We start from the raw sequence: 23,094 nt of genomic DNA, 5'->3' as shown, positions 1-23,094 counted from the left end.
CTCGGCCGGGAACGGGGGTCAGGCGCCGATGAGCTTGGAGAACTTCTGCTCGAAGTCGCTCTCCTCGCTCTCGGTGAGCGTGCGGAACACGTGCGCCTTGGCCGCCATCTCGGGGGTGGGGACGACCAGCGGGTTGGCCGCGGAGTCCGGGGCGAGGGTGGCGAGCTCGTCCTTCATCCCGGTGACGGCGGAGACGTAGCCGATGCCCGCGACCAGCTGCGCCGCGATCTTCGGCTGGTAGTAGAAGTCGATCAGCTTCTCCGCGTTCGTCTTGTGCCGGGCCTTCGCCGGGACCAGCAGGTTGTCGGTCGAGGAGATGAAGCCCTTCTCCGGCACGACGAACTCGATGTCCGGGTTGTCGACGCGCAGTTGGATCAGGTCCCCGCCCCAGGCGACGCAGGCCGCGATGTCGCCGGAGGAGAGTTCCTGCCCGTAGTCGTTGCCGGTGAAGCGGCGGATCTGCTTGCTGTCGACGGCCTTCTGCACCCGGGCGATCGCGGCGTCGTAGTCGTCGGCGGTGAACTTCGCCGGGTCCTTGCCCATGTCCAGCAGGACCATCCCGATGCTGTCGCGCATCTCGGACAGGAAGGTGACCCGGCCCTTCAACTCGGGGTCGTCCAGCAGCTGGGAGACGCTGGTGACCTCCTTGCCCCTGGTCGCCTTCCGGTTGTACGCGACGACGACCTGGATGCCCGCCCACGGGTAGGAGTAGAGCCGCCCCGGATCCCAGTCCGGGGCGCGGAAGCGCGCCTCGACGTTGGTGATCGCGGTGGTGACGTTCACCGGGTCGAGCTTCTGCACCCAGCCGAGCCGGATCATCCGGGCGGCCATCCAGTCGGTGAGCACCATCAGGTCGCGGCCGGTGTCCTGGCCGGAGGCGAGCTGCGGCTTGATCTTGCCGAAGAACTCGACGTTGTCGTTGACGTCCTCGTTGTACTTGACCTTGATCCCGGTGGCCTGGGTGAAGGCCTCCAGGGTGCCGTGCTTCTCCTTGTCCTTCTCGTCGGTGTCGACGTACAGGGGCCAGTTGGAGAAGTCGACCTCCTTCTCCGTGTCCGACAGGTCCTTGGCGGCGTTGGCGGTGGAGTCACCGGTCGTCCGGGAGGCCGCCGGGATTCCGCACGCGGCCAGGGTGCCCGCTCCCGCGGTCAGGGCGGCGGCGCGCAGCAGGGCGCGGCGGCCCAGTGCGGCCCGGCCGCTGGTCAGGCTGCGCTCCCAGGCCCTGCGGACCGGTTCGGGCAGACCTTCGGTGAGCTCGTTGAACGCCATGGAACGGGCCTCCTGGGGGAGAAGTGGGGCGTGGGGGAAGCGCCCTGGTCCGGGGGTTATCTGTCTCCGAAGACGGTGCGGTGCCAGTCCTTGCGGGCCACCGCGGTGGTGTCGAACATGACGTGCTTGACCTGGGTGTACTCGTCCAGCGAGTACTGGGACATGTCCTTGCCGTAGCCGGACGCCTTGTAGCCGCCGTGCGGCATCTCGCTGATGATCGGGATGTGGTCGTTGACCCAGACGCACCCGGCCGCGAGCTCCCGGGTGGCGCGCAGCGAGCGGTGCACGTTGCTCGTCCAGGCGGAGGCGGCCAGGCCGTACGGGGTGTCGTTGGCGAGCCGCAGGCCCTCGTCGTCGCCGTCGAAGGGCAGCACGACCAGCACCGGGCCGAAGATCTCGCCCTGCACGACCTCGCTGTCCTGGGCCGCGCCGGTGATCAGGGTGGGCTGGTGGTACGCGCCCCGGGTGAGGTCGGTGCCGTCGTGGCCGACCATGGGCACGCGGCCGCCGGTGACCACGGTGGCGTAGGAGCGGGCTCGCTCCACGAAGCCGGCCACCCGGTCCCGGTGGGCGTGGGAGACCAGCGGGCCGAGGTCGGTCCGCGGGTTCAGCGGGTCACCGATCCGGATCGCCGCGAACAGTTCGGCCACCCCGGCCACGAAGGCCTCGTACAGCGGGCGCTGGACGTACGCGCGGGTGGCGGCGGTGCAGTCCTGGCCGCCGTTGATCAGCGAGGCGGCGACGGCGCCGTGGACGGCGGCGTCCAGGTCGGCGTCGTCGAAGACCACGAACGGGGCCTTGCCGCCGAGCTCCAGGTGGGTGCGCTTGACGCTCGCGGTGGCGATTTCGGCGACCCGCCGGCCGACCGCGGTGGAGCCGGTGAAGGAGACCATCGCGACGTCCGGGTGTCCGACCAGGTGCTCGCCGGCGGTGCGCCCGGCGCCGGTGACCACGTTCACCACGCCGTCCGGGATGCCCGCCGCCGTGCACGCCCGGGCGAACATCAGCGAGGTCAGCGGGGTCAGTTCGGCCGGCTTGAGCACGATGGTGTTGCCCGCCGCGATCGCCGGGAGGATCTTCCAGGCGGCCATCTGCAGCGGGTAGTTCCACGGTGAGATCGAGCCGACCACGCCGATCGCCTCGCGCCGGACGTAGGAGGTGTGGTCGCCCGAGTACTCGCCGGCCGCCTTGCCCTCCAGGTTGCGGGCGGCGCCGGCGAAGAACGCGGCGTTGTCGATCGTGCCGGGGACGTCGAACTCGGTGGCGAGCTTGACCGGCTTGCCGGTCTGCGCGGTCTCCACCCGGGCGAGGTCGCCGCAGGCGTCGGTCAGTACGGCGGCCAGCCTGGTCAGCGCCTCGGAGCGCGCGCCGGGAGTGGCCGAGGACCAGTCCGGCAGGGCGGCCTTCGCCGCGGCGACGGCGGCGTCGACGTCCCCGGTGGTGGCCAGGGCGACCTGCTCGACCACGCTGCCGTCGGCGGGGTTGACGACCTGGAAGGGTTCGCCGCTGCCCCGGGCCTGGCGGCCGGCGATGTACTGCGCGCCCGCGCCGAAGTCGGTCAGGTCCATCTGGTTCCTCCATGTGCCGGTGGTACGACTGAGCGACGGACTGCCGCCTCCGCGGTGGGGGTCTGCGCGGGGGTGCGGGAATCCGTCCGGTCGATCATCGGGGTTGGGCGATCCTGACAGTCCGGAACGATCCGGACAAGGGATTCCACGGTTGCGTTCGTGTTAACGCGACGGATTCCGGCGCGGGATCGGTTTTCCGCCACAGCCGACCCGCTGACCATGCCCGTTGCCGCCGGGGCGTGACAAGGGCCACTGCGACAACCGAGGCGTGAAGGGCCTTACAGGGTGCAAGGATGCGGGCAGGGCAACAGGTCGTCGCGGCAATGGATGATTTGCCTGACACTGTGACGAGACACTGTGACCTGAACACCGTGCCCGACACCGTGCCCATTCCCGATGACCGACTCCGATCCCCCATGCCGGCCCCACACGGCCCCGGAGGCCCCGCGATGCTCCCCACCGTCGCCCGCGTACTCGACCTGGAGGTGATGCGGCGCGGCCTCCCCCAGGTCGTGGCCGGCGCCGGCCACCTGGAGCGGCCGGTCCGCTGGGTCCACGTCAGCGAACTGCCCGACGTCGCCGGGATGCTGCGCGGCGGCGAACTGGTGCTGACCACCGGCATCGCCCTGCCCGAGGACCGCGAGGGCCTGGCCCGCTACGTCCGCGAGCTGGACGAGGTCGGGGTGGCCGGCCTGGTCGTCGAGTACGGGCGGCGCTACTTCGACACGCTCCCCCGCGCCCTGGTGAACGCCGCCGAACAGCGCGGGCTGCCGCTGATCACGCTCCGCCGCGAGCTGCGCTTCGTCGCCGTGACCGAGGCCGTGCACGCCCTGGTGGTCAACGCCCAGCTGGAGCAGCTGCGCATCTCCGAGTCCGTCCACCAGGTGTTCAACGAGCTGGTGGTGGAGGGCGCCGAGCCGCCGGAGGTGGTCCGCCAGGTGGCCCGGATGGCGGGCGGCCCCGTCATCCTGGAGAACCTGGCCCACCAGGTGCTCGCCCACGACACCGCCGGGCGCCCGGAGGCCGAGGTGCTGGAGGACTGGGAGCGCCGCTCGCGCGGGGTCCGGCCGGCCGGCCGCACCGGGCACGACCCGCGCAGCGGCTGGCTGGTCACCACCGTGGGCGCCCGAGGCCAGGACTGGGGCCGGCTGGTGCTGGTCCAGGAGCCCGGCCCGCTGCCCGAGGGCGAGACCCACCCGCACGCCATGCTGCTGGAGCGCGGCGCGTCCGCGCTGGCGCTCAACCGGCTGGTGGTGCGCGACCGGGAGAGCCTGGAGCGGCAGACCCACCGCACCCTGCTCTCCGGCATCCTCACCCACGCGCTGACCGTCTCCGAGGCCGCGTTGCGCGCCCAGGCGCTCGGCGTCCCACTGGAGGGCCGACGGCTGGTCGGCGTGGTGCTGCGCCAGCGGCGCGGGCCGATCCCGGCCGCGCTGGAGGCGCAGGCCCGGCTGCGCGACTTCACCGAACTGGCCGCGGGCGCCGTCCGGGCCAGCCGGCTCTCCGCGCTGGTCGGCGCGCTCGACGACGAGGCCGTCGGCCTGCTGATCTCGCTCGGCGCCCAGCAGGAGGAGCACGCCTCGCTGGACACCTTCTCGGCGACGCTGCGCCGGATGTCCGCCGAGGCCGGCCGGGAGGGCGCCGACCCGGCGGGCCCGGTGGTCGCGGTCGGCTCCTCGGTCGGCTCGGTCCGCGACGCCCGGCGCACCCTGCTGGAGGCCGCCCAGGTCGCCGACGCCGCCCTGCACGACGTGCCCGGCGGCGGCCGCAGCTCCTACTACCGGCTGCCGGACGTCCGACTGCGCGGCCTGCTCCACCTGCTGCGCGACGACGCCCGGCTGCAGACCTACGTGGAGCGGGAGCTGGGTCCGCTGCTGGCCCACGACGCCGAGCACAACGGCCAGTTGGTGCAGATGCTGCGGATCTACCTGGAGCAGGGCCGGAACAAGTCGGCCGCGGCGGACGCCGCGCACCTGTCCCGGCCGTCGTTCTACGACCGGCTGCACAAGGTCGAGCGGATCCTCGGCGTCGACCTCGACCAGGTGGAGTCCTGCCTCTCCCTGCACGTGGCGCTGCTCGCCCTGGACGCGGTACGGCGCTGACGCACCGGCGTCACACCCCGGTGATGCGGCCCCAGACCTTGTGCAGTCCGGGCCGCTCCGCCGAGGTGACGTCGCGCATGGTGCGCAGCCTGGCGCGCATCTCCTCGGTCGGGAACACCAGCGGGTTCTCGGCGAGTTCGGCCTTCTCCTTGTCGCCGCTGGCCGCCAGCACCTCGCGGGCGGCCGGCACCGGGCAGATGTACTGGACGAACGCGGCGAGTTCGGCGGCCACCTCGGGCTGGTAGTAGTAGTCGACCAGCAGTTCGGCGTTGCGCTTGTGGACGGCCCGGTTGGGCACCATCAGGCTCTCCGCCCACAGCTCGCCGCCCTCCTCCGGCACGACGAACCCGATGTCCGGGTTCTCGGCGGTGAGTTGGACGGCGTCGCCGGAGTAGGCCTGGCAGGCGAGCGCCGCGCCGGAGGCGAGGTCGCTGGTGTAGTCGTTGCCGGTGAAGCGGCGGATGTGGCCGGTGTCGACCATCTTCTGCACCAGGTCCATCGCCTTGTCGGCGTCGTCCGCGGTGAACGTCGCGAGGTCCGCGCCCTGGGAGAGCATCAGCAGCCCGAGCGCCTCGTCGAGCCCGGCGAACAGCGTGACCCGGCCCTTGAGGTCGGGCGCCCACAGGTCGGCGGTGGACTTGATCTCCCGGCCGAGCGCCTTGCGGTTGTACGCGATGCCGGTGATCCCGGACTGCCACGGCACGCTGCGCCGGCGCCCGGGGTCGAAGGCCGGGTTCGCGAGCTGCGGGTCCAGGTTGGCGGTCACGTGGGGCAGGTTGGCCCGGTCCATCGCCTGCACCCAGCCCAGTGAGACGTACCGTCCGGCCATCCAGTCGCTGACCACCATCAGGTCCCGGCCGGGGTCGGCGCCCTGGGTGAGCACCGGGCTGATCTTGCCGAAGAACTCGTCGTTGTCGTTGATGTCCTCGGTATAGGTGACCGCGATCCCGGTCTGCTCGCTGAAGGAGTCCAGGGTCGGGCGGCGGCCCTGGTCGTCGGTGTCGATGTACTGCGTCCAGTTGGAGAAGGCGAGCCGCTTGTCGCTGTCCGAGCGGTCCGGCGCCGAGCGACGGTCCTCTGCGACGTACGCGGACGGGATCCCGCAGCCGGCCAGCGTGCCGGCGCCGAGCAGCGCGGCCCCGCCGAGCACGGAGCGCCGGCGCACGGAGACGGGGCCCCTCGGGCGGTCGGGGGTCGAACGGCGGGTCGGGGCGGAGGTGGAGCTGCGGGTGGAGCTGCTGGTCATGGGAAGCCTTCCGGGACATGGGGCGGCCCCGGGCAGGCGGGTGCCCGGGGCCGCCCTGCGAGGTTCGTCAGCCGGTGTGCGCGTCGGTGAGCGACAGCACCTCGTCCAGCACCGCGAGGCCGGTCTTGGCCTCCTCCTCGGTGACGGTGCACGGCGGGACGACGTGGAAGCGGTTCATGTTGACGAACGGCCAGAGCCCGCGCTGCTTGCAGGCGGCGGCCAGTTCGGCCATCGGCGCGTTGGCGGCGCCGGCGGCGTTGTAGGGCACGAGCGGCTCGCGGGTCGACCGGTCCTTCACCAGGTCGAGCGCCCAGAACACGCCGAGGCCGCGGACCTCGCCGATCGACGGGTGCCGCTCGGCCAGCTCGCGCAGGCCGGGGCCGAGCACGGTCTCGCCGATGTGCTTGGCGTTCTCGACGATGCCCTCCTCCGCCATGGCGTTGATGGTCGCCACCGCGGAGGCGCAGGCCAGCGGGTGGCCGGAGTAGGTGAGCCCGCCGGGGAAGGGCCGCTCGGCGAAGGTGGCCGCGATCTCGGCGCTGATCGCCACGCCGCCCAGCGGCACGTAGCCGGAGTTGACGCCCTTGGCGAAGGTCAGCAGGTCGGGGGTGACGCCCCAGTGGTCGGCGGCGAACCACTCGCCGGTGCGGCCGAAGCCCGCCATCACCTCGTCGAGGATGAACACGATGCCGTGGCGGTCGCAGATCTCCCGCACCCCGGCCAGGTAGCCCGGCGGCGGGATCAGGATGCCCGCGGTGCCGACCACCGTCTCCAGGATGACCGCCGCGACGGTGCCGGGCCCCTCGAACGCGATCAGCTGCTCCAGGTGCTGCAGCGCGCGCTCGCACTCCTGCGCCTCGTTCTCGGCGTGGAAGTTGGAGCGGTAGGCGTACGGGCCCCAGAAGTGCACCACGCCGGAGACGCCGGTCTCGTTGGCCCAGCGCCGCGGGTCGCCGGTGAGGGCGATCGCGTTGGCGGTGGCGCCGTGGTACGAGCGGTACGTGGCCAGGACCTTCTGCCGGCCGGTGTGCAGCCGGGCCAGCCGGATGGCGTTCTCGTTGGCCTCGGCGCCGCCGTTGGTGAAGAAGATCTTGTCGAGGTCGCCGGGGGTGCGCTCGGCGATCAGCCGGGCGGCCTCGCTGCGCGACTCGACCGCGAAGCCGGGGGCGATGGTGCAGAGCTTCGCCGCCTGCTCCTGGATCGCGGCGACCACCTTCGGGTGCTGGTGACCGATGTTGGTGTTGACCAGCTGCGAGGAGAAGTCGAGGTAGCGGTTGCCGTCGTAGTCCCAGAAGTACGAGCCCTCGGCGCCGGCCACCGCGAGGGGGTCGATCAGCGCCTGGGCGGACCACGAGTGGAAGACGTGTGCGCGGTCGACGGCCTTGACGGCCTGGCCGGCGGCTGAGTCAGCGGTGGGGATGCTCATGCCGGTAAGGCTAGGACGGGCCGCCCCCGAAGTGCAGGCTCATCGTGTCAGCCGCTCGCACGATCCGTCGACAGGATGCAAAGACGGTGGGGCCCGGGTCGTCCGACCCGGGCCCCACCGTCACGTCGTGCGCTGACGGCTGTGTCAGATCGCGGTCATGACGTGCTTGACGCGGGTGTAGTCCTCGAAGCCGTACGCCGACAGGTCCTTGCCGTAGCCGGACTTCTTGAAACCGCCGTGCGGCATCTCGGCGACCAGCGGGATGTGGGTGTTGATCCAGACGCAGCCGAAGTCCAGCCGGCGCGACATCCGCATGGCGCGGGCGTGGTCCTTGGTCCACACCGAGGAGGCCAGCGCGAACTCGACGCCGTTGGCGTACGCGACGGCCTGGTCCTCGTCGGTGAACCGCTGCACGGTGATGACCGGGCCGAAGACCTCGTTCTGGATGATCTCGTCGTCCTGGTTCAGGCCGGAGACGACGGTCGGCGCGTAGAAGTAGCCCTTGTCGCCGACCCGGTGGCCACCGGCCTCGACCTTGGCGTGGGCGGGCAGCCGCTCGATGAAGCCGGAGACCTGCTTCAGCTGGTTGGCGTTGTTCAGCGGGCCGTACAGCACGTCCTCGTCGTCCACGCCGCCGGTCTTGGTCTCGGCTGCGGCCTGGGCCAGTGCCTCGACGAAGGCGTCGTGGATCGACTCGTGCACCAGCACGCGGGTGGCGGCGGTACAGTCCTGGCCGGCGTTGAAGTAGCCCGCCACCGAGATGCCCTCGACTGCCTCGGCGATGTCGGCGTCCTCGAAGACCACGACCGGGGCCTTGCCGCCCAGCTCCAGGTGGACGCGCTTGACGTCCTTGGAGGCCGACTCGGCGACCTGGATGCCGGCCCGGACCGAGCCGGTGATGGAGGCCATCGCCGGGGTCCGGTGCTCGACCATCAGCTTGCCGGTCTCGCGGTCACCGCAGAGGACGTTGAAGACGCCGGCCGGCAGCTCCAGCTCCTTCAGGACGCCGCCGATGATCTCGGCCAGCAGCACGGTGGAGGCCGGGGTGGTGTCCGAGGGCTTCAGCACGACGGCGTTGCCCGCGGCGAGGGCCGGGGCGAACTTCCAGACGGCCATCATCATCGGGTAGTTCCACGGCGCGACCTGGGCGCAGACGCCGACCGGCTCGCGGCGGACGATCGAGGTCATCCCGTCCATGTACTCACCGGCGGCCTTGCCCTCCAGCAGGCGGGCGGCACCGGCGAAGAAGCGGATCTGGTCCACCATCGGGCCGATCTCCTCGGAGAGGGTCAGCGCGCGGGGCTTGCCGGTGTTGCGCACCTCGGCGTCGACGATCTCGTCGGCCCGGGCCTCGACCGCGTCGGCGATCTTGAGCAGCAGCTTCTGCCGGGTGCTCGGGGTGGCGTCGCGCCAGATCGGGAAGGCGGCAGCGGCGGAGGCCATGGCGGCGTCCACGTCCGCGGCACCGGACAGCGGCGACGTCGCGTACACCTCGCCGGTGGTCGGGTCGACGATGTCGAGCGTGCGGCCGTCAGCCGCGTCGACGAACTCACCGTTGATGTAGTTGCGCAGCGTGCGAAGGTCGCTCACGGATCTCTCCTCGGTCGGGGCCTGCGGCATTGCAGATTCCGGCGCCATGGTACGTCGGCGGGTCCGACGCACGAAGGGTGCCGAGTGGCCGGGCCCGAATCGGCACGGTCCACTGGTGGCGGTATGCGCGGCATCCCCCGGGGCCACGCGCGTACCGTGCCAGGGTAGCCGTTCCACTGCCGTTATCGACAGGCCGAGTGCGTGGAGGCGATGAAATCCGTATCTGTTTTTCAAGATCGCGACGAAATCAGCAGCATCCACGCTTGCGAACGCTGGCCCGATCAGGCACAGTGACGGCGTGGCCAACCGCGACCGGAACGCCGGCGTTCCCCTCGACGCCGCCTCCAAGGCGATCATCGAGCAGCTCCAGGAGGACGGGCGCCGCCCGTACGCCGCCATCGGCAAGGCCGTCGGCCTGTCCGAGGCAGCCGTACGGCAGCGCGTCCAGAAGCTGCTCGACCAAGGCGTGATGCAGATCGTCGCCGTCACGGACCCGCTCACCGTCGGCTTCACCCGCCAGGCGATGGTCGGCATCCGGGTCGAGGGCGACATCGAGCCCGTCGCCGACGCGCTGGCCGCCCTCGACGAGGTCGACTACGTCGTCTGCACCGCAGGCTCGTTCGACCTCCTGGCCGAACTGGTCTGCGAGGACGACGAGCACCTGCTCGAACTGATCAACAAGCGCATCCGCGCGCTTCCCGGCGTGCGGAGCACCGAGAGCTTCGTTTACCTGAAGCTCCGGAAACAGACCTACACCTGGGGCACCAGATGACAGCCGACCCGGCGCAGAAGGACCTTTCCAAGACCGCCTACGACCACCTGTGGATGCACTTCACCCGCATGTCGTCGTACGAGAACTCCCCCGTGCCGACGATCGTCAAGGGCGAGGGCACCTACGTCTGGGACGACAAGGGACGCAAGTACCTCGACGGCCTCGCCGGCCTGTTCGTCGTCCAGGCCGGCCACGGCCGCGAGGAGCTCGCCGAGGCCGCCGCCAAGCAGGCCAAGGAGCTCGCCTTCTTCCCGGTGTGGAGCTACGCCCACCCGAAGGCCGTCGAGCTGGCCGAGCGCCTGGCCAACTACGCCCCCGGCGACCTGAACAAGGTCTTCTTCTCCACCGGTGGCGGAGAGGCCGTCGAGACCGCCTGGAAGCTCGCCAAGCAGTACTTCAAGCTGACCGGCAAGCCGACCAAGTACAAGGTCATCTCGCGCGCCGTCGCCTACCACGGCACCCCGCAGGGCGCGCTGTCCATCACCGGTCTGCCGGGCCTGAAGGCCCCGTTCGAGCCGCTGGTGCCGGGCACCCACAAGGCGCCGAACACCAACATCTACCGTGCCCCCGCCTTCCTGCAGGGCCCGGACGGCACCGTCGACCCCGAGGCCTACGGCCGCTGGTGCGCCGACGAGATCGAGGTGGCCATCCTCAACGAGGGCGCCGAGACCGTCGCCGCCGTCTTCGTCGAGCCGGTGCAGAACGCCGGCGGCTGCTTCCCGCCGCCGCCCGGCTACTTCCAGCGCCTGCGCGAGATCTGCGACCGCCACGACGTGCTGCTGGTCTCGGACGAGGTCATCTGCGCCTTCGGCCGCCTCGGCACCATGTTCGGCGCCGACAAGTTCGGCTACCAGCCCGACATGATCACCTGCGCCAAGGGCATGACCTCGGGCTACTCCCCGATCGGCGCCACGATCATCTCGGACCGCCTGGCCGAGCCGTTCTACAAGGGCGACAACACCTTCCTGCACGGCTACACCTTCGGCGGCCACCCGGTCTCCTCCGCGGTGGCGCTGGCCAACCTCGACATCTTCGAGCGCGAGGGCCTGAACCAGAAGGTCCTCGACAACGAGGCCGCCTTCCTGGGCACCCTGAACAAGCTGCGCGACCTGCCGATCGTCGGCGACGTCCGCGGCAACGGGTACTTCTACGGCATCGAGCTCGTGAAGGACAAGGTCACCAAGGAGTCGTTCAACGACGACGAGGTCGAGCGCGTGCTCTACGGCTTCCTGTCGAAGGCGCTCTTCGACAACGGCCTGTACTGCCGCGCCGACGACCGTGGCGACCCGGTCATCCAGCTGGCCCCGCCGCTGATCTCCGACCAGTCGACCTTCGACGAGATCGAGCAGATCCTGCGGACCAGCCTCACCGACGCGTGGGCGAAGATCTGACCACCTGATCCTTCCTCCCCACCCTCCGCCGAAGGGCGGCCCCGCTCCCCGCGGGGCCGCCCTTCGGCGTTCCCCCGCTCCCGGCTCGCACTCCTGGCTCTCCGCACCCGCAACATCACAGTCGCATGACCAAACATGCCTGAATGCGGGTGATTTGCCCGTGATGGCCCAGTGCGCCGCAACCGCGCCCCGCCCCGGTCGTTCTAATCTGACGACTGTCATATCCCTGCGGCCACCCAGGATGGAACCTCATGTCAGCGGCACCGCCTGACAACGACGTGCTGTGGGCCCGGGGGATCGTCAAGTCCCATCACGGCACCCCCGCCCTGCGCGGCATCTCGCTCGGCGTCCGTGAGGGCGAGGTGCTCGCCGTCACCGGCCCGCGCGGCTCCGGCAAGAGCACCCTGCTGGACTGCCTCTCCGCCCGACTCCCCGTCGACGAGGGCGAGGTCTGGTTCAACAGCGCCCCCGTGCACACCCTCACCCGGACCGGCCGCGAACGGCTGCGCCGCGACCGCTTCGGCTTCGTCGGCTCCGAACCGCACCTCGTCCCCGAACTGACCGCCCGCGAGAACGTCGCCCTGCCGCTGCTGCTCGCCGGAGCCGGCAACAAGGCCGCGTACACCGCCGCCACCGAGTGGCTGGAGCGCCTCGACGTCGGCGACTTCGCCGGACACCGCCCCGAGCGGCTGGTCCAGAGCCAGCGCCAGCGGGTCGCCGTCGCCCGCGCCCTGGCCCCGCTGCCGCCCGTCGTCTTCGCCGACGACCCCACCGCCCCGCTGCACCGCGAAGCCGCCGACCAGGTCCTGCGGATACTGACCAGCGCGGCCCGCTCGCACCAGCTCACCCTCGTCCTCGCCACCCACGACCCCGAGCTCGTCCGGTTCGCGGACCGCGCCGTCGCCCTCGTCGACGGACGGCTCACCGCGCCCGCCGCCCCCGTCCCGCGCCGCACCGCCGCGTCCGGGGCCACCGGGGCGTCCGCCGTCGCGGCCACCCGCCGCTGACGACGCCGAGCCCCTGAAAGAGTCGACGTGTTCTATCTCCGTCTGGCCCGGGGCTACCGGGTGCCCGACTTCGGCCGCTGGCTGCTCACCGCGCTGGCCGCCGCCGTGGTCGCCGCCTTCCTGCTGCGCTCCCTCGGCCGGGCGATGAGCGACCCGCACGGCGGCCCCGACCCGCTGGCCCGGCTGCTCTGGTGCCTGCCGCCGCTCGCCGCCGTCGCCTGGTTCGCGGCCGTCGCCGCCCGATCGGTGCCCGCCCGGCGGCCCGAGCGGATCGCCGGCCTCACCGCCGCCGGGGCCGGCTCCCGCCGGATCCGGACCCTGATCGCCGGCGAGGTCGCCCTCGCCTGCGCCCTCGGCAGCGTGCTCACCCTGCTGGTCTTCCTGGTGCTGCGCAACGACATCGCCGGGCCCTCGCTCGCCCCCGACCTCGGCATGGGCGTCCCGCTGCCGGCCGCCGCGCCGATCACCCTGCTCGCCCTCGTCCCGCTCACCGCCGGCATCGCCGCCGCCTGCGCGGTACCGTCCACCGAAGGCCTGCAAGGCGGCCGCACCCGCCACCGCACCGGCTTCGGCGCCTGGCGGATCGCGCTGCCGATCGGACTGGGCGTGATCGGCGCCGCCCTCGAACTCATCGCGCTGCGGCCCGGCGCCGCCGCCGACGGCCGCCCCATCCACCTCCCCGCCGGGCTCGGCACCACCAGCACCGCCGCCCTCGGCGGCTGGGCGGCCGGCGCACTGGGCCTCGCCCTGCTCACCGGCCCACTGCTGGCCTGCGCCGGCCGGCTGCTCGCCCTCGGCCGACCCACCCCGCTGCGGCTCCTGGCCGGACGCGGGCTCACCGCCCAGGCCCCCAGCCTCGGCGCGCCACTGGCCGTCCTCACCCTCGCCATCGCGCTGGTGCTCACCACCATCCGCTACTGGATCGGCACCCCCGACAGCGCGGACGCGCTGCCCGCCGTCGAGGCGGGCCTGGTGATCGGCTGCGCGACCGCCGCGGTGATCGCCCGACTGGCCGAGGTCCGCACCGACCGCCGGGACGTCACCGAAGCGCTGCTGCGCCTCGGTGCCTCGCCCCGGCTGCTGTTCGGCGCCGTCGCGCTGCGCAGCCTGGCCGTCGGCACCACGCTGCTGCTGACCGGCGGGGCGACCGCGGAGCTGGCCGCCGCCGGACTGCGCTGACCCTCCGCCACCGAGCGGGCCGCGACTGCCCGCGGCCCGCCGTCGGCCGGCTGCTAGCCCGCTGCTATCCCGCTGCGGCGAGCTGGCCGCAGGCGCCGTCGATCTCCTGGCCGCGGGTGTCGCGGACGGTCGTCGGCACCCCGTGCGACTGGAGCCGGCGGACGAACTCGCGCTCGTCCTCGGGCCGGGAGGCGGTCCACTTCGAACCCGGGGTCGGGTTCAGCGGGATCAGGTTGACGTGCACCCGGTGGTTCTTGATCAGCCGGCCCAGCAGGTCCGCCCGCCAGGCCTGGTCGTTGATGTCCTTGATCAGCGCGTACTCGATGGAGATCCGGCGACCGGACTTCTCCGCGTAGTTCCAGGCGGCGTCCAGCACCTCGTCGACCTTCCACCGGGTGTTCACCGGCACCAGCTCGTCGCGCAGCTCGTCGTCCGGAGCGTGCAGCGACAGCGCCAGACGGCAGCTGAGGCCCTCGTCGGCGAAGCGGTGCATCGCCGGGACGAGCCCGACGGTGGAGACGGTGATGCCGCGCTGCGACAGGCCGAAGCCGTCCGGCGCCGGATCGGTCAGCCGGCGGATAGAGGCCAGCACCCGGTTGTAGTTGGCCAGCGGCTCGCCCATGCCCATGAAGACCACGTTGGACAGCCGCGCCTCGCCGCCCGGGATCTCCCCGGCCTTGAGAGCGCGCATCCCGGCGGCGATCTGCTCGACGATCTCGGCCGTGGAGAGGTTGCGGGTCAGCCCGGCCTGGCCGGTGGCACAGAACGGGCAGTTCATGCCGCAGCCGGCCTGCGAGCTGATGCACATGGTCACCCGGTCCGGGTAGCGCATGAGCACGGACTCCACGAGCGTGCCGTCGAACAGCTTCCAGAGCGTCTTGCGGGTGGTGTCCTCGTCGCAGGAGACGTGCCGCACCACCGACATCAGCTCGGGCAGCAGGCTCCCGGTGAGCTTCTCCCGGCTGGCGGCGGGGATGTCCGTCCAGTCCGCCGGGTCGTTCGACATCCGGCCGAAGTAGTGGTTGGAGAGCTGCTTGGCACGGAACGGCTGCTCGCCCAGCTCGGCGACGGCCTCCTTGCGCTCGGCGGGGCTCAGGTCGGCGAGGTGTCGCGGGGGCTTTGCGCCGCGCGGCGCGACAAAGGTGAGTTCTCCGGGCTTAGGCATGGTCCATCCAGTGTCTCAGACGCGCGAGGGCCCCGGACGCCAGGCGTCCGGGGCCCTCCGACGTACCGCGGATCAGGTGCCGACGAAGGCCGCCAGCAGCAGCCAGACCACCGGCGCGGTCGGCAGGAGCGAGTCCAGCCGGTCCATGATGCCGCCGTGGCCGGGCAGCAGCGTGCCCATGTCCTTGATCCCGAGGTCGCGCTTGATCATCGACTCGCCCAGGTCGCCCAGGGTCGCCGTGACCGCCGCGCAGCCGCCCAGGATCAGGCCCTGCCACCAGGTGCCGTCGTCGATGATCAGCTGCATCAGCACGGCGCCCGCGAGCATCGACAGCGCGATGCCGCCGGCCAAGCCCTCACGGGTCTTGCCCGGGCTGATCGTCGGGGCCAGCTTGGTCCGGCCGAACTTGTAGCCCACCGCGTAGGCGCCGGTGTCGCTGCAGATCGTGACGATCAAGAAGAGCACGATCCGCTGGGCGCCGTCGTCGGAGGCCAGCATCATCGCCACGAAGGTGGCCAGGAACGGCACGTAGAACGCGGTGAACACGCCTGCCGTCATGTCCCGCAGGTAGTTCTCCGGCGGCTCGAACATCCGCCAGACCATCACCGCCAGCCCGGTCAGCGCGAGCGAGGCCGCGGCCCACTGGATCCCCGACCAGTAACCGGTCGCGACCATGGCGAGGCCGCCCACGACCAGCGGGACCAGCGGCGCCTTGATCTGCTTGCGCTCGGCGAGCCGGCTGGTCAGCTCCCAGACGCCGACCGCCACCGCGGCCATCACGACGACCAGGAACAGCGCCTTCACCACGAACAGCGAGGCGACGACCACCACGCCGAGGCCGGCCCCCACGCCTATGGCGGCCTGGAGGTTACGGCCGCCGCGCTGCTTGCGCGGCTGCGGCTGCGGGTCGGGCTGGGCGGCCACGGGTGTCTCCTGCCCTGGATGGGACGACGGCACGAAGCGGGGCTGTCCGGCCGCCGGGCGGCTGGGCGGCGGCCCGGGATGCACCGGCGCCCCCGGGTGCGGCGGGGCGCCGTGACCAGAAGCGGGGGCGGCGTGACCGGGGGCCGGGGCGGCGTCGGGCGATATCGCGCGGAGCACGACCGTCTCCGTCACGCCGGGCGGCGGCGACTCGGGCTGCTCGTCCCGGAACAGCGGACCGCTCAGCCGGCCGGCCTCCCGGGCGGGCTCCGCCGCGGGGTCGCCCGGGCCGCCGGCGGCGGGCCGACCGGGGGCCGCGGACGCATGGCGGGCGGCCGACCGGCCGGGGCCGGGCACACCGGGAGGCGGGCCGGGGTCGGCCGGTACGGGAGGCATGACCTGAGTCTCCTCCGCGTCGCCGCCCCAGTACACCGGAGGCTGCTGCGAGTGATCCGAACGGAGGCCGTGGCGTCCCGGGACGGTGCCCGGCACGGCTTCGCCGCCCGGGCGTCCCGGGACCGGCGCCGACTGCTCGCCGTACCCCGGCGCCGGGTGGGCCGGGGTACGGGGTGCCTGCGGCTGCGGCGCCGGGCGGTACGGCTGGAACTGCTGGTCGGACGGGCCCCAGTAGCCAGGGGCGTCAGGGGCGTCGTTCATCAGACCTCGAGCAGCTCGGATTCCTTGTGCTTCAGCAGCTCGTCGACCTGGGCCACGTACTTGGCCGTGGTGTCGTCGAGCTCCTTCTCGCCGCGGCGGCCGTCGTCCTCGCCGACCTCGCCGTCCTTGACCAGCTTGTCGATGGCGTCCTTGGCCTTGCGGCGCACGGCACGGATCGAGACCTTGGCGTCCTCGCCCTTGGTCCGGGCGATCTTGATGAACTCCCGGCGGCGCTCCTCGGTCAGCTCCGGCAGCACCACGCGGATGATGGAGCCGTCGTTCGACGGGTTGACGCCCAGGTCGGAGTCGCGGATCGCCTGCTCGATCGCCTTCAGCGCGGTCTTGTCGAACGGCGAGACGACCGCCATCCGGGGCTCCGGCACCGAGAACGAGGCCAGCTGGTTGATCGGCGTCACGGTGCCGTAGTACTCCGCGACGATCTTGGCGAACATCGCCGGGTGCGCGCGGCCCGTGCGGATGGCCGCGAGGTCGTCCTTGGCGACGACGACGGCCTTCTCCATCTTCTCCTCGGCTTCGAGGAGGGTCTCTTCGATCACTGTGGTCTCCCTGTCCGGTTCATCTGCTGTTGTTCCGACCGGTGTCGGCGCGGTGGCCGGTCGCGGCGCCCGCGCAAGTCCCGTACGGCTGGTTGCTGCTCAGGCCCGGACAGAATCCTGGCTGATGAGTGTGCCGATCTTCTCACTCTTCACCGCACGCGCGATATTGCCCTCCGCCAGCAGCTCGAAGACCAGCATCGGGAGGTTGTTGTCCTTGCACAGCGTGATCGCGGTGAGGTCGGCGACCTTGAGGTCGCGCGCGATGACCTCGGAGTACTCCAGCGCGTCGAACTTGACCGCGTCCGGATTGGTCCGCGGGTCGGAGTCGTAGACGCCGTCCACGCCGTTCTTGCCCATCAGCAGGACGTCGGCGTGGATCTCCAGCGCGCGCTGGACGGCCGTGGTGTCGGTGGAGAAGTACGGCATGCCCATACCGGCGCCGAAGATCACCACGCGGCCCTTCTCCAGGTGCCGGACGGCCCGCAGCGGCAGGTACGGCTCGGCGACCTGGCCCATGGTGATGGCGGTCTGGACCCGGGTCTCGATGCCCTCCTTGACCAGGAAGTCCTGCAGCGCCAGGCAGTTCATGACGGTGCCGAGCATGCCCATGTAGTCGGAGCGGGCCCGGTCCATGCCGCGGACCTGCAGCTCGGCCCCCCGGAAGAAGTTTCCGCCCCCGATGACCACCGCGACCTCGGTACCGGCGCGGACGACCGTGGCGATCTCCCGGGCGATCGCGTGCACGACGTCCGGGTCGACGCCGAGGCCGCCGCCACCGGCGAAGGCTTCACCGGACAGCTTGAGCAGCACCCGGCGGCGCGAGCCGGCCCCGTGGTCCTGCGCGGTCTCCTGCGTCTCCTGCATGGACTTCTCCTTTTTGCACCTACTGGTCACAGGCGCGGGTGTGCGGATGCCCCGCCTGCGCGTACACGCGAGGAGGCCACTGCCGCGGGAACCGGTTCGGTGTCCTGCACGGCAATGGCCTCCTCGTCGTTCGTGGTGCCGACGCGAGCCCGCCCGTGGGCGGTTGGCGCTGGGTGAGCCCGTTCGGCGTTCCCCGCCCCGTTCAGCGGGCGGGGGCGGTTCCCAGCCTAGAGGGACCGGGGACCAGGTGGAACGTGGCTCAGGCGCCGACGCGGAAGCGGGCGAAGCGCTTGAGGGCGACGCCGTTCTCCTCGAGGACCTTGGCGACGGTCTTCTTGTTGTCCTTCGCGAAGGCCTGCTCCAGGACGGAGTTCTCCTTCACGAAGCCGGTGACGCGACCCTCGACGATCTTCGGCAGGGCGGCCTCCGGCTTGCCCTCCTCGCGAGCGGTGGCCTCGGCGACGCGGCGCTCGTTGTCGAGCTCCTCGGCCGGGATCTCCTCGCGGGACAGGTACTTCGGCGCGAAGGCGGCGATGTGCTGCGCGACGTCCTTGGCGACCTCGGCGTTCTCCTTGTCCAGCTCGACCAGGACGCCGACGGCCGGCGGCAGGTCGGGGCTGGTCTTGTGGAGGTAGACCGCGACGAAGCCCTCGCCGTCGAACCGGGCGAAGCGACGGAAGACGATCTTCTCGCCCAGGGTGGCGTTGGCCTCGTCCACGAACTGCTGGACGGTCTTGCCGGCCTCGATCTCGGAAGCCAGGGCGGCGTCCAGGTCGGCCGGGGCGGACTTGGCCACGTGGGCGGCGATCGCGTCGGCGACCTTGACGAAGTTGTCACCCTTGGCGACGAAGTCGGTCTCGCAGTTCAGCTCGACCAGCACGCCGGACTTCTTGTCCTCGGCGATCAGCGCGGCGACGGCGCCGTTGGAGGCGTCACGGCCCTCGCGCTTGGCGACGCCCTTCTGGCCCTTGATGCGCAGGAGCTCGACGGCCTTCTCGACGTTGCCCTCGGCCTCGTCCAGGGCCTTCTTGCAGTCCATCATGCCGGCGCCGGTGAGCTCACGGAGCTTCTTGACGTCCGCGGCGGTGAAGTTCGCCATGGTGTGAATCTCTTCTCGCGTCTCGCGTGTCTGCGTGGAGTGACGCCGGGACCGGTGGTTCGGTCCCGGCGTGGGAGAGAGGGGCACCCACCGGCTTCGTACCGGCGGCTGCCCCTCACCCTTGGTGCGTCAGGCCTGCTCGGCCGGAGCCTCGGTGGCCGCAGCCTCGTCAGCGGGGGCCTCGACGGCCGCAGCCTCGTCGGCCGGAGCCTCGGCGGGGGCCTCAGCGGCCGGGGCCTCGGCGGCGGCGGGGGCCTCCTCGGCCTTCTTCTCGCCCTCGATGAGGTCCTTCTCCCAGTCGGCCAGCGGCTGGTCGGCGCCCGGCTCGGCCTTGGTGTCGCCCTTGGCGACACCGGCGCGGGACTTCAGGCCCTCGGCCACGGCGTCGGCGATCACGCGGGTCAGCAGGGTGACGGAGCGGATCGCGTCGTCGTTGCCCGGGATCTTGTAGTCGACCTCGTCGGGGTCACAGTTGGTGTCGAGGATGGCGACGACCGGGATGTTGAGCTTCCGGGCCTCGCCGACCGCGATGTGCTCCTTCTTGGTGTCCACGATCCAGACGGCGCTGGGAACGCGCTGCATGTCGCGGATACCGCCGAGGGTCTTCTCCAGCTTGTCGTGCTCGCGCTGGAGGACCAGGAGCTCCTTCTTGGTGAGGCCGGAACCGGCCACGTCCGAGAAGTCCAGCTCGCCGAGCTCCTTGAGGCGCTGCAGGCGCTTGTAGACGGTCGAGAAGTTGGTCAGCATGCCGCCGAGCCAGCGCTGGTTCACGTAGGGCATGCCCACGCGGGTGGCCTGCTCGGCGATGGCCTCCTGGGCCTGCTTCTTCGTGCCGACGAAGAGGACGCTGCCGCCGTGGGCAACGGTCTCCTTGATGAACTCGAAGGCGCGGTCGATGTAGTTCAGCGACTGCAGGAGGTCGATGATGTAGATGCCGTTGCGCTCCGTGATGATGAAGCGCTTCATCTTCGGGTTCCAGCGGCGGGTCTGGTGACCGAAGTGGACGCCGCTCTCCAGCAGCTCCCGCATCGTGACGACGGCCATTGCCGTGCTCCTCAGGTGTTACGGCCCGGCAGCGGCACCGCGTCGCGGCGATCGCCCACAGCCGGGTCAGGCTCGGTTTGTCCGTGGCGGCCAGGTGACAGCCACGCCTGACGCCCCGAACGTGCCGAGCTGCTTCACCCGCGCGGCCATGGGGCCGGACGGGCTCGGCGGACCGAGCGGCACTCGCACCTGGTGACGTTGCGGACGAACCGCGTCCGACCACCGGTGGCGGGGCGTGCGAAGTCGACCCAGCGGACCGGGTCGCGTGTGAAGTGTACGGGAAGCGCCGAGCGAGGAGCGACTTCGCGTGCGGCCGAGGGCTTGCGGGGGAGCTGGGAAGAGCCTGGGAAACGGCTGGAACGGGCTGGTCCGCCGTGGACGGAGAGCGGGTGCGGGCCGGTCGGTTGCCTGCCCCCGCCGCGCCCGGGTATGCCGCCTGTACACCGGATGGCCGCGTCCGTACACCCGTTGGGGGGAAGGCGCTCGGGCGCGGGGGCGGTTTGTCCACAGGAATCCGGATCTGGGTGGTGCGGGGGCGGTGCGGCCGCGAGCCTTCGGGCATGACTGCTCGTGCGTGGTTGGTCGGGATTCGGTGGGCGCTCTCCGCGGTGGTGGGGGTGGCGCTCGTGCTGTCGGCGGCTTCGGGGGCTTCCGGGGGTTCGAGGGTTTCCGGGGGTTCGGGCGGCTCGGGTGGCTCGGGCGGTTCCGGCGGCTCGGGCGGTTCCGGCGGCGGTGTCGATCGGGGCGGCACGCGGGCCTGGCCGGTGGGCGGGCCCGGGGCAGTCCTGGGACGGTTCGATCCGCCGGCGAAACCCTGGGCCGCCGGGCACCGGGGCGTGGACCTCGCCGCCGCCCCCGGAACGGAGGTACGGGCGGCCGCCGCCGGGGTGGTCACGTTCGCCGGGCTGGTCGCGGGCCGCCCCGTGGTGACCGTCTCCCATCCGGGCTCGGGCACTCCCGCGCTCCGGACCACCTACCTGCCCGTCACCGGCACCGTCCCGGTCGGCAGCGCGGTGGCCGCCGGGCAGGTGATCGGGCAGCTCGCCGCGGACGGGCGGCACTGCGCCGCGGGCGACTGCGTGCACTGGGGCCTGCTGCGCGGAGGCCGCTACCTCGACCCGCTGGCCCTGTTCGGTGCGGGCACGGCACGGCTGCTGCCGTTGGGAGGCGGGGGCGAGTAGAGCGGCTCAGGCCCGGCCGAGTCCGTGCAGCGCCAGGGCGACGGCAGCGTCGGCGATCTGCTCGGGCCCCTCGGCCGGGCATCCGGCGCGGGCCCCGGCGGCCACCCGCTCGGACCGGCGGACAGCCGCCTCCACGACCCCCTGCAGCAGTGCCGCGGCCAGCCGGGGCTGCTCGTGGCCCAGCTCCTCCAGCGCCTGAACGACCAGACCGGCCAGTCTGCCGTGCGCCGCCCGGATCCGCTCGCGCGCGGCCTCGTCCAGCTCCAGCGCCGAGATCGCCACGACTGCACGGTGGCGCGGGTCGGCGGCCAACGCCAGCTGCCCCCGGACGTACGCCTCGATCCGCTCGGCAGCGGTGTCGCAGCTCTCCATCCCGGCCTCGATCTCGGCCGCCCAGAGCGGGAAGTCCACCTCGCAGAGCGCCTCCACCACGGCGGCGCGGGACCGGAAGTACTCGTACACCGAGGAGCGCGCCAGCCCGGTGCGCGCCGCGAGCGCGGGGAAGGTCAAGGCCTCCATGGCGCCCTCGGTGAGCAGGATGCGGGCAGCATCGAGGAGGGCTGCCCGCTGCAGCTGGCGATGCTCGGCCACCGTGGCCGCTCGGATCTTCGGCACGCTCCCACTGTACGGAGCCCCACCTGCGGCCGACACGGCGCCGCGCATGGAGGAGCGCGGACCCGCCCGGCGGGTCCGGCCCGGGCCCCCGCCCGCTACCGGACGTCCGAGAGCTTGGCCCGCAACTGGAGGACCGACTTGGTGTGGATCTGGCTCACCCGGCTCTCCGTCACCCCCAGCACCTGGCCGATCTCGGCGAGGGTGAGCCCCTCGTAGTAGTAGAGCGTCACCACGGTCTTCTCCCGCTCGGGGAGGGTGTTGACCGCCTGGGCGAGGAGTCTGCGCAGCTCGCGGTCCTCGGCCACCTCGACCGGGTTGTCCGCGCCGTGGTCCTCCAGCGTCTCCATCAGGCTCAGCCGGTCACCGCCCTCCCCCACCGGGTGGAGCAGTTCGTCCAGCGCCACGACGTTGGCGAGCGACAGCTGGCTGAAGATGGCGTGCAGGTCCTCGATCGCGATGCCCATCTCGGCCGCGACCTCGGGCTCGTGGGGCGTCCGGCGCAGCCTGGCCTCCAGCGTCGCGTACGTCCGCTCGACCGCCTTCGCCTTCTGCCGCACCGAGCGGGGGATCCAGTCCAGGGCTCGCAACTCGTCGATGATCGCGCCGCGGATGCGGCTGATCGCGTAGGTCTCGAACTTGATGGCGCGGTCGATGTCGAACTTCTCGATCGCGTCGATCAGCCCGAAGACCCCGGAGGAGACGAAGTCCGCCTGTTCGACGTTGGACGGCAGGCCGACCCCGACCCGTCCCGCCACGTACTTGACGAGCGGTGAGTAGTGCAGGATCAGTTGCTCGCGCAGGCGCTGGTCCCCACTTCCCTTGTACGAGCGCCAGAGGTCTTCGAGCGCGCTGCGTCCCTGGACCGCGGCGTCCGGCGACCGGGCAGTGTCGGGCGGCCTGGCTGCGCCGCCGCCGCCGTCGGCACCGGGACCGGCACCGGCACCGGCGGGCGCGCCCGCCGGTACGGGCGCGGGCGTGTCGGCGGGCGCTGGCGCGCCAGCAGGGGCGGGGGCGCCGACGCCGCGCGCCGCCTCGGTGCCGCTCGTCTCCTCGGTGCTCCGGTCCGCGTCCGCGGACTGGCCTGGCACCACCGTCGGCCGGCCGCCCTGGCGCGACAGACCTCCCCTCGTCCCCGCCGACTTGGACGGGAACTCGGCCGCGGAGCGCCGCTCGGTCCGCGGCCCTCCCGAGGACCGAGCGCCGCCGGTCACTCTGTGTCCGGGAATGTGTGTGGGCATGCGTGGGTCTGCGCCGTTCTGCCGAGTCATGTGCTGATAGGGAAGGCATGTGGAGCGTAGCGTGACCGACTCACTGCAAAGCGCTACCGCCACTCGGTCGTCCCCCGATTCGGTGGCGTTCACTCATCGGATCCGCGCACACGAGCGGAAGAACCGGATCAGCAGGTCAGCCGAGCCGTCCCCGAATCGCCGCCCCCCGGCGC

General features: G+C 72.0%; 19 protein-coding genes. 6 read left to right on the top strand and 13 right to left on the bottom strand.

The window, feature by feature from the left end; all coding sequences use genetic code 11:
- Nucleotides 1–18 precede the first annotated feature (18 nt).
- Both AC0B61_RS28970 and AC0B61_RS28965 read right to left on the bottom strand, forming a co-directional pair.
- Nucleotides 19–1,269, bottom strand: coding sequence for a polyamine ABC transporter substrate-binding protein (locus AC0B61_RS28970; protein WP_471744144.1), 1,251 nt, complete (start codon nt 1,267–1,269; stop codon nt 19–21).
- A 56-nt stretch (nt 1,270–1,325) separates the two neighbouring features.
- The gene (locus tag AC0B61_RS28965) at nt 1,326–2,837 is read right to left on the bottom strand and encodes a gamma-aminobutyraldehyde dehydrogenase (RefSeq protein WP_471744142.1); all 1,512 of its coding nucleotides are present in this window, start codon (nt 2,835–2,837) and stop codon (nt 1,326–1,328) included.
- A gap of 449 nt (nt 2,838–3,286) precedes the next feature.
- Here AC0B61_RS28965 and AC0B61_RS28960 point away from each other — a divergent pair, with 449 nt between their 5' ends.
- The gene (locus AC0B61_RS28960; RefSeq protein ID WP_471744140.1) at nt 3,287–4,939 is read left to right on the top strand and encodes a PucR family transcriptional regulator; all 1,653 of its coding nucleotides are present in this window, start codon (nt 3,287–3,289) and stop codon (nt 4,937–4,939) included.
- Nucleotides 4,940–4,949: 10 nt separating this feature from the next.
- Here the strand turns inward: AC0B61_RS28960 and AC0B61_RS28955 are convergent, their stop codons facing one another.
- From AC0B61_RS28955 to AC0B61_RS28945, 3 genes are all read right to left on the bottom strand, one after another.
- Nucleotides 4,950–6,185, bottom strand: coding sequence for a polyamine ABC transporter substrate-binding protein (locus AC0B61_RS28955; protein ID WP_471744138.1), 1,236 nt, complete (start codon nt 6,183–6,185; stop codon nt 4,950–4,952).
- Between the two features lie 67 nt (nt 6,186–6,252).
- Nucleotides 6,253–7,611, bottom strand: a complete 1,359-nt coding sequence (locus AC0B61_RS28950) for an aminotransferase class III-fold pyridoxal phosphate-dependent enzyme (RefSeq protein ID WP_471744136.1) — start codon at nt 7,609–7,611, stop codon at nt 6,253–6,255.
- 144 nt (nt 7,612–7,755) lie between these two features.
- The gene (locus AC0B61_RS28945) at nt 7,756–9,231 is read right to left on the bottom strand and encodes a gamma-aminobutyraldehyde dehydrogenase (RefSeq protein ID WP_471744134.1); all 1,476 of its coding nucleotides are present in this window, start codon (nt 9,229–9,231) and stop codon (nt 7,756–7,758) included.
- A gap of 268 nt (nt 9,232–9,499) precedes the next feature.
- Between AC0B61_RS28945 and AC0B61_RS28940 the strand changes: the two genes are divergently transcribed.
- From AC0B61_RS28940 to AC0B61_RS28925, 4 genes are all read left to right on the top strand, one after another.
- Nucleotides 9,500–9,973, top strand: coding sequence for an Lrp/AsnC family transcriptional regulator (locus AC0B61_RS28940; RefSeq protein WP_471744132.1), 474 nt, complete (start codon nt 9,500–9,502; stop codon nt 9,971–9,973).
- Nucleotides 9,970–11,364, top strand: coding sequence for an aspartate aminotransferase family protein (locus AC0B61_RS28935; protein ID WP_471744130.1), 1,395 nt, complete (start codon nt 9,970–9,972; stop codon nt 11,362–11,364). Before AC0B61_RS28940 ends, AC0B61_RS28935 begins: the two co-directional genes overlap by 4 nt.
- Nucleotides 11,365–11,615: 251 nt before the next feature.
- The gene (locus AC0B61_RS28930) at nt 11,616–12,371 is read left to right on the top strand and encodes an ABC transporter ATP-binding protein (RefSeq protein ID WP_471744128.1); all 756 of its coding nucleotides are present in this window, start codon (nt 11,616–11,618) and stop codon (nt 12,369–12,371) included.
- A gap of 27 nt (nt 12,372–12,398) precedes the next feature.
- Nucleotides 12,399–13,550 (top strand): hypothetical protein, encoded by a 1,152-nt coding sequence (locus tag AC0B61_RS28925; RefSeq protein WP_471744126.1) that lies wholly within the window; start codon nt 12,399–12,401, stop codon nt 13,548–13,550.
- 64 nt (nt 13,551–13,614) lie between these two features.
- Here the strand turns inward: AC0B61_RS28925 and rlmN are convergent, their stop codons facing one another.
- The 6 genes from rlmN to rpsB form a co-directional block, all read right to left on the bottom strand.
- Nucleotides 13,615–14,715, bottom strand: coding sequence for a dual-specificity RNA methyltransferase RlmN (gene rlmN, locus AC0B61_RS28920; protein ID WP_471744124.1), 1,101 nt, complete (start codon nt 14,713–14,715; stop codon nt 13,615–13,617).
- A gap of 72 nt (nt 14,716–14,787) precedes the next feature.
- Nucleotides 14,788–16,032, bottom strand: coding sequence for a phosphatidate cytidylyltransferase (locus AC0B61_RS28915; RefSeq protein ID WP_471744122.1), 1,245 nt, complete (start codon nt 16,030–16,032; stop codon nt 14,788–14,790).
- Between the two features lie 260 nt (nt 16,033–16,292).
- Nucleotides 16,293–16,850, bottom strand: coding sequence for a ribosome recycling factor (frr, locus tag AC0B61_RS28910; RefSeq protein ID WP_471744120.1), 558 nt, complete (start codon nt 16,848–16,850; stop codon nt 16,293–16,295).
- Nucleotides 16,851–16,949: 99 nt separating this feature from the next.
- Nucleotides 16,950–17,714: a UMP kinase gene (gene pyrH / locus AC0B61_RS28905; protein WP_471744118.1), complete on the bottom strand. Its 765-nt coding sequence runs from the start codon at nt 17,712–17,714 to the stop codon at nt 16,950–16,952.
- A gap of 259 nt (nt 17,715–17,973) precedes the next feature.
- Entirely contained in the window at nt 17,974–18,813 is an 840-nt protein-coding gene (gene tsf, locus AC0B61_RS28900) for a translation elongation factor Ts (RefSeq protein ID WP_030243525.1), read from the bottom strand.
- A gap of 129 nt (nt 18,814–18,942) precedes the next feature.
- On the bottom strand, nt 18,943–19,857 hold the full coding sequence (gene rpsB, locus AC0B61_RS28895; RefSeq protein WP_471744116.1) for a 30S ribosomal protein S2: 915 nt from the start codon (nt 19,855–19,857) through the stop codon (nt 18,943–18,945).
- Between the two features lie 836 nt (nt 19,858–20,693).
- Here rpsB and AC0B61_RS28890 point away from each other — a divergent pair.
- Nucleotides 20,694–21,038: a M23 family metallopeptidase gene (locus tag AC0B61_RS28890; protein WP_471744114.1), complete on the top strand. Its 345-nt coding sequence runs from the start codon at nt 20,694–20,696 to the stop codon at nt 21,036–21,038.
- Between the two features lie 6 nt (nt 21,039–21,044).
- Here AC0B61_RS28890 and AC0B61_RS28885 read toward each other — a convergent pair whose 3' ends face one another.
- Nucleotides 21,045–21,629, bottom strand: coding sequence for a TetR/AcrR family transcriptional regulator (locus AC0B61_RS28885; RefSeq protein ID WP_471744164.1), 585 nt, complete (start codon nt 21,627–21,629; stop codon nt 21,045–21,047).
- A gap of 119 nt (nt 21,630–21,748) precedes the next feature.
- A complete protein-coding gene (whiG, locus tag AC0B61_RS28880; RefSeq protein WP_471744112.1) occupies nt 21,749–22,741 on the bottom strand; it encodes an RNA polymerase sigma factor WhiG in 993 nt (330 codons plus the stop codon).
- Nucleotides 22,742–23,094 lie beyond the last annotated feature (353 nt).

This window comes from Kitasatospora sp. NPDC023385 (genome assembly GCF_055664045.1).
The sequence above is the reverse complement of the archived record's forward strand: the minus strand, read 5'-3'. Positions and strand labels throughout refer to the sequence as shown.

Bases quoted from the DNA above. Each gene is read 5' to 3' on its own strand.
- AC0B61_RS28970 (WP_471744144.1), bottom strand. From the start codon at position 1,269: ATGGCGTTCAACGAGCTCACCGAAGGTCTGCCCGAACCGGTCCGCAGG.
- AC0B61_RS28965 (WP_471744142.1), bottom strand. From the start codon at position 2,837: ATGGACCTGACCGACTTCGGCGCGGGCGCGCAGTACATCGCCGGCCGC.
- AC0B61_RS28960 (WP_471744140.1), top strand. From the start codon at position 3,287: ATGCTCCCCACCGTCGCCCGCGTACTCGACCTGGAGGTGATGCGGCGC.
- AC0B61_RS28955 (WP_471744138.1), bottom strand. From the start codon at position 6,185: ATGACCAGCAGCTCCACCCGCAGCTCCACCTCCGCCCCGACCCGCCGT.
- AC0B61_RS28950 (WP_471744136.1), bottom strand. From the start codon at position 7,611: ATGAGCATCCCCACCGCTGACTCAGCCGCCGGCCAGGCCGTCAAGGCC.
- AC0B61_RS28945 (WP_471744134.1), bottom strand. From the start codon at position 9,231: ATGCCGCAGGCCCCGACCGAGGAGAGATCCGTGAGCGACCTTCGCACG.
- AC0B61_RS28935 (WP_471744130.1), top strand. From the start codon at position 9,970: ATGACAGCCGACCCGGCGCAGAAGGACCTTTCCAAGACCGCCTACGAC.
- AC0B61_RS28930 (WP_471744128.1), top strand. From the start codon at position 11,616: ATGTCAGCGGCACCGCCTGACAACGACGTGCTGTGGGCCCGGGGGATC.
- rlmN (WP_471744124.1), bottom strand. From the start codon at position 14,715: ATGCCTAAGCCCGGAGAACTCACCTTTGTCGCGCCGCGCGGCGCAAAG.
- AC0B61_RS28915 (WP_471744122.1), bottom strand. From the start codon at position 16,032: ATGCCTCCCGTACCGGCCGACCCCGGCCCGCCTCCCGGTGTGCCCGGC.
- pyrH (WP_471744118.1), bottom strand. From the start codon at position 17,714: ATGCAGGAGACGCAGGAGACCGCGCAGGACCACGGGGCCGGCTCGCGC.
- tsf (WP_030243525.1), bottom strand. From the start codon at position 18,813: ATGGCGAACTTCACCGCCGCGGACGTCAAGAAGCTCCGTGAGCTCACC.
- rpsB (WP_471744116.1), bottom strand. From the start codon at position 19,857: ATGGCCGTCGTCACGATGCGGGAGCTGCTGGAGAGCGGCGTCCACTTC.